This is a genomic window from Inquilinus sp., assembly GCF_057815775.1.
This window is the reverse complement of record NZ_JBYRFX010000615.1, coordinates 1-4,950: the sequence shown is the minus strand read 5'-3', so window position 1 is coordinate 4,950 and position 4,950 is coordinate 1. Positions and strand designations below refer to the sequence as shown.

Annotated in this window: 4 protein-coding genes; all 4 read right to left on the bottom strand. The window is 66.5% G+C overall.

What is annotated here, in order from left to right:
• On the bottom strand, positions 1 to 1,175 hold a 1,175-nt coding region (locus AC3XYG_RS21530; protein WP_489141918.1), incomplete at its 3' end, for an ABC transporter ATP-binding protein.
• Between the two features lie 4 nt (positions 1,176 to 1,179).
• Complete coding sequence (locus AC3XYG_RS21525) at positions 1,180 to 2,067, bottom strand: ABC transporter permease (RefSeq protein WP_489141917.1); 888 nt, start codon at positions 2,065 to 2,067, stop codon at positions 1,180 to 1,182.
• Between the two features lie 11 nt (positions 2,068 to 2,078).
• Positions 2,079 to 3,011 (bottom strand): ABC transporter permease, encoded by a 933-nt coding sequence (locus AC3XYG_RS21520; protein WP_489141916.1) that lies wholly within the window; start codon positions 3,009 to 3,011, stop codon positions 2,079 to 2,081.
• Positions 3,012 to 3,117: 106 nt separating this feature from the next.
• A complete protein-coding gene (locus tag AC3XYG_RS21515; RefSeq protein ID WP_489141915.1) occupies positions 3,118 to 4,785 on the bottom strand; it encodes an ABC transporter substrate-binding protein in 1,668 nt (555 codons plus the stop codon).
• Positions 4,786 to 4,950 lie beyond the last annotated feature (165 nt).

The window sequence follows — 4,950 nt, the reverse complement described above, 5'->3', positions numbered from 1 at the left end:
CGGATGTAGCGGGTGCGGTCGCTGCCGAACAGGGCGGCGATCGAACTGTCATAGATCGGGTAATGCTTGCCCATCCCCGCGACCTGCAGCACCGGCAGGCCGGTGCCCTTGGCCACGGGCACCGCCACCTCCTCGACCACGACCGGCGGCGGCGGCAGCGCCGCGACCTCCTCCCAGCGCAGGCAGCGCACCCGCCGCGTCTCACTGGCCGGCAGCATCGGCACCGGCGCCGCGTCGCAGCGGCCGGCTTCGAAATAATCGCAGCGCGGGCCGAACCAGCAGCCCTTGGGCCGGTTCTGCGGCAATGGCAGCTGGCCGCGGATCGGCACCAGCGGCCGGCTGGTCTTGTCGCGCCCGGGGGTCGGGATGCAGCCGAACAGCCCCTGGGTATAGGGGTGGCGCGGGGCGGCGAAGATCTGGTCGATCGTCCCCTCCTCCACCGCCTGGCCGGCATACATCACGCAGACCCGGTCGCAGGTCTCGCGGATCAGCCCGAGATTGTGGCTGATGTAGAGCATGGCCGTGCCGAGGGTGCGGCCGAGTTCGGCGATCAAATCGACGATGCCGGCCTCGACCGTGACGTCCAGCGCCGTGGTCGGTTCGTCCAGCAGCAGCAGCGACGGGTTCGACAGCAGCGCCATGGCGATCACAACGCGCTGCTGCTGGCCACCGGAGATCTGGTGCGGATACGCCTGCATCACCCGGTCCGGATCGCCCAGCCGCACCCGGGCCAGCATGTCGCGTGCCCGTTCCTTCGCCTGGGCCGGGGTGCAGCCCGGCTCATGGCACAGCGGCACTTCGGTCAGCTGGTCGCCGATGCGCAGCGCCGGGTTCAGCGCCGCCATCGGCTCCTGGTAGACCATGGCGATCTCGGCGCCGCGCACCCGGCGCAGTTCCTCCTTCGACATCGCCAGCAGGTCGCGGCCGCGGAACTTCATCGAGCCGCCGGCGATGCGGCCGTTGCCGCCGAGATAGCGCATGATCGCCATCGCCACGGTCGACTTGCCGCAGCCGCTTTCGCCCACCAGCCCGACGCATTCGCCGGGCCGGATGGTCAGCGAGAAATCGACCACCGCCGGGATCTCGGCGGCGCGGGTCAGGTAGGAGATCGAGAGCTTGTCGATCTCCAGGATCGGCGTGCTGGTGTCGCGCGGGGGGATGACCTCGATGCTCATCGCTTCAATCCTTCAGCGAGATCTCGCGCAGCCCGTCGGCCAGGAGATTGAGGCCGAGGACGAGCGAGGAGATCGCGATGCAGGGGAAGACCGTCATCCAGGGCGCGAAGGTCGCCATGCCGCGGGTCTCGTTGACCATGCCGCCCCAATCCGGGTCCGGCGGCGGCAGGCCGAGGCCGAGGAAGCCGAGCACGCCGATGGTGATGATGGTGTAGCCCAGGCGCAGACAGGCATCGACGATCAGCGGCCCGCGCGCATTCGGCAGGATCTCGACGAACATGATGTAGAGCGAAGATTCGCCCCGGGTCTGCGCCGCGGCGACATAGTCGCGGTTGCGCAGATCCAGCACCAGGCCGCGGACGATGCGCATGATCCCCGGCGCGCTGGCGCAGGTCACCGCCAGCACGATGTTGATCCCGGACGGGCCGAAGGTGGTGATGATGACGACGTAGAGCACCAGGATCGGGAACGACAGGATGATGTCGCCGATCCGGCTGAGCACGTCGTCCCACAGGCCGCGCTTGTAGCCGGCGAACAGCCCCATGGTGACGCCCAGGATATAGGCGCAGGCGGTCGCCAGCGGCGCGTAGATCAGCACCCGACGCGCGCCCCAGATCACCCGGCTGAGGATGTCGCGGCCGAGATGGTCGGTGCCGAGCCAGAACACCCCGCCATCCGGCGCCACGGTGCCCGGCGGCTTGAACTGCAGCAGGTTCTGGTTCGGTGGATAGGGCGCGATCACAGGCGCCAGCAGGGCCAGCACGATCCAGAACAGCACGATCAGCACGCCGATCACGCCGACCCAGCTTTCGCGCAGCAGCAAGGCCGACCGCAGGGCGCGCAGCAATGGATTGCGGCGGAGCGATGAGGACGGCAGCGAGACGTCGGCCATTCCGGTCTCCGTCAGGTGAAGCGAATGCGGGGATTGAGGTAGGTGTAGCCGACATCGGCGATGGTCTGGGTCGCCACCGCGACGAAGACCGAGACCATGGCACAGGCCTGGATCAGGTAGATGTCCTGGTTCAGCGAGGCTTCCAGCAGCAGGGCACCGAAGCCCTTGTAGCCGAAGAAGGCCTCGACCACGATCACGCCCGACAGCAGCCAGTTGATCTGCAGCACGATCACGGTGAAGGGCGCGATCAGGGCGTTGCGCAGCGCGTGGCGCACGATCACGCGCCGGTACGGGATGCCCTTCAGCACCGCGGTGCGGATGTACGGGCTCTGCATCACCTCGGCCATCGAGGCACGCATCATCCGGGTGATGTAGCCGAAATCGTACAGCACCAGGACCAGCACCGGCATGACCAGCTGCAGCGGGTCGAAGCCCTGGTTCATGCCGCTGGTGCCCGGCAGCCATTTCAGCACCAGGACGAACAGGAAGGACAGGAAGGTCGCCGAGGCGAACTCCGGCACCGAGGTGGTGATGATCGACAGGATCGAGATCGACCGGTCGGTCGCCGAGCCTTCGCGCATGCCGGCGAGCACGCCGAGCACGACCGAGACCGGCACCATCACCGCGAAGACGAAGGCGGCGAGGATCGCGGTGTTGCCCAGGCGCGGCCACAGCACCGCGGCGACCGACGTCTTGAACCGGAGGGAATCTCCGAAATTGCCACTCGTCATCCGGCCGAGCCAGGCGAAATAGCGCTCATACCACGGCGCGAAATAACCATGCGCCTCGAGCCACAGATGGCGCTGTTCGTCCGAGCTGTAGGGCCCGAGCACCTTCACCGCCACGGACGCGCCGTTGACCTCGAGCAGGAAGAAGACCAGCAGCGAGACCGCCAGCATGGTCAGGACCATGAAGAAGGCCCGCTTGGCGAGGAAGATCAGCATGGCGACACCGCCTCGCCGAACCGGCCAGCGAGAGCACAGGCCTCGCAGCCCGGCCCGGTGCAGGGGCGCACAACGCGCCCCTGCCGGATCATCCTATGCCGCCCGGTCACGCCGAGAGCCAGACCTTGTCGAGATACATCTCGCGGGCGAAGTGGTAGGCGAAGCCCTGCACCTTGTCGGTCCCGGCGGTGTAGATCTTCAGCCAGAACGGGATGATGCTGATCGCATCGTCCTGCAGGATCTGCTCGATCTTCTTCATGATCTCCTTGCGCTTGGGCACGTCGATCGTGGCCTGCGCCTGGTTCAGAAGCTTTTCGAACTCCGGATTGTCGTAGCCGCTTTCGTTCCAGGCGGCGCCCTTGCGGTAGGCGACGTCCAGGCACTGCACGCCGAGCGGCCGGGTGGTCCATTGCGTCACGCTGAACGGCCATTTGGTCCAGCGGTCCCAATAGGTGCCGCCCGGCAGGATGTTGACCTTCAGGTTGATGCCGGCCGGCTTCACCATCTCCGACAGCACGACGCCGATCTGGCCTTCCCATTTCGGATCGTCGACGCAGTGGATCTCGATGTCCAGGCCGTTGGCATAGCCGGCATCGGCCAGCAGCTTCTTGGCCTTGTCGTAATCCTGCTTCATCGGCCCGAGATCGGTGTATTCCGGGTGGATCGGCGCGACGTGAAAATCCTGGCCCGGCGTGCCCAGCCCCTGATAGGCCAGCTGCAGCAGCCGGTCATGATCGACGCAGGCCTGCACCGCCTGGCGCACGCGCTTGTCGTCGAACGGCTTCTCGACCACCCGCATCCGGGCGACGCCGACGATCGCCGTGTCCTTGTCATAGAGCTTGATCTGCGGATTGGCCTGGTAGCCGGGCAGCAGGTTGGGGTCGAGCTTGTACAGCAGGTCGACCTGGCCGGAGGACAGCGCCGCCAGTTCGGCCGCCGGGTCGGCGCCGAGATCGATGATCTGCAGTTCGTCGACATAGGGCTCGCCGCCCCAGTAATCCGCCTTCTTGGCGTACACCGCCCGCTGGCCGACGGCGTATTCCTTCAGGGTGAACGGCCCGGTGCCGACCGGGTTCTTGATCAGGTTGGCTTCGTGCTTGGTGGCGAAGTCGCGATGGGTGATCAGCGCGGGATAGTCGCCCAGGCTCTCGGGGAAAGAGAGCATAGCGTTGGTGAAATGGAAGCGCACGGTGTGGTCGTCGATCCGCTCCAGCGCGTTCGGCGCCATCTTGACCGTCTCGCCATCCTTCATCGTCAGGCCGCTGAACCGGCCCTGGTTGGAGGACCCGGTCTTGCTGTCGAGCCAGCGGGTGAAGGTCGCGATCACGTCATCGGCGCCGAAGGCGTCGCCGTTGCTCCACTTCACGCCCTGGCGCAGATGCAGCGTCCAGACCGTGACGTCGTCATTGGCTTCCCATTTCTCGGCGAGATGGGGATGCGACAGGTTGTCGGTGCCGACCCGCACCAGTGGCTCGATCAGTTGCCGGGCCGCATTGCCCTTTTCCGACCAGTCGTAGATGGCGGGGTCGCTCATATCCATCACGAACATGCCGAGCCGAAGCGTGCCGCCCTTGCGCGGCGCATCCTGGGCCAACGCCTGCGGCATCAGCGGTTCGCCGGTCAGCAGCGAGGCCATGGAATAGGCCACCGGAATCGCCAGGCCGAGCAGCACCGAGGTGCGCAGGAATTCGCGCCGGTCGACCCGCCCCTCGCGGAGATCCTCCGCCAGCTTCGGAATCGCGACGTGAACCGTCCCCAAATCCTTGATGTTCATCAAGCTCTCCCTGTCGAGACGCTGGAACCCACCCTGTCAGTCTGCGGCTTTGTATGGGGTTCGAAGCCCTGGCCTGCAGCCTGCACCATTAGACGGCCCGGTCGCACTTCACTTGTTGCCCCTGGCGACGGCAAAGCGCCCGTCAGCGACATCCCGCATGGCGAA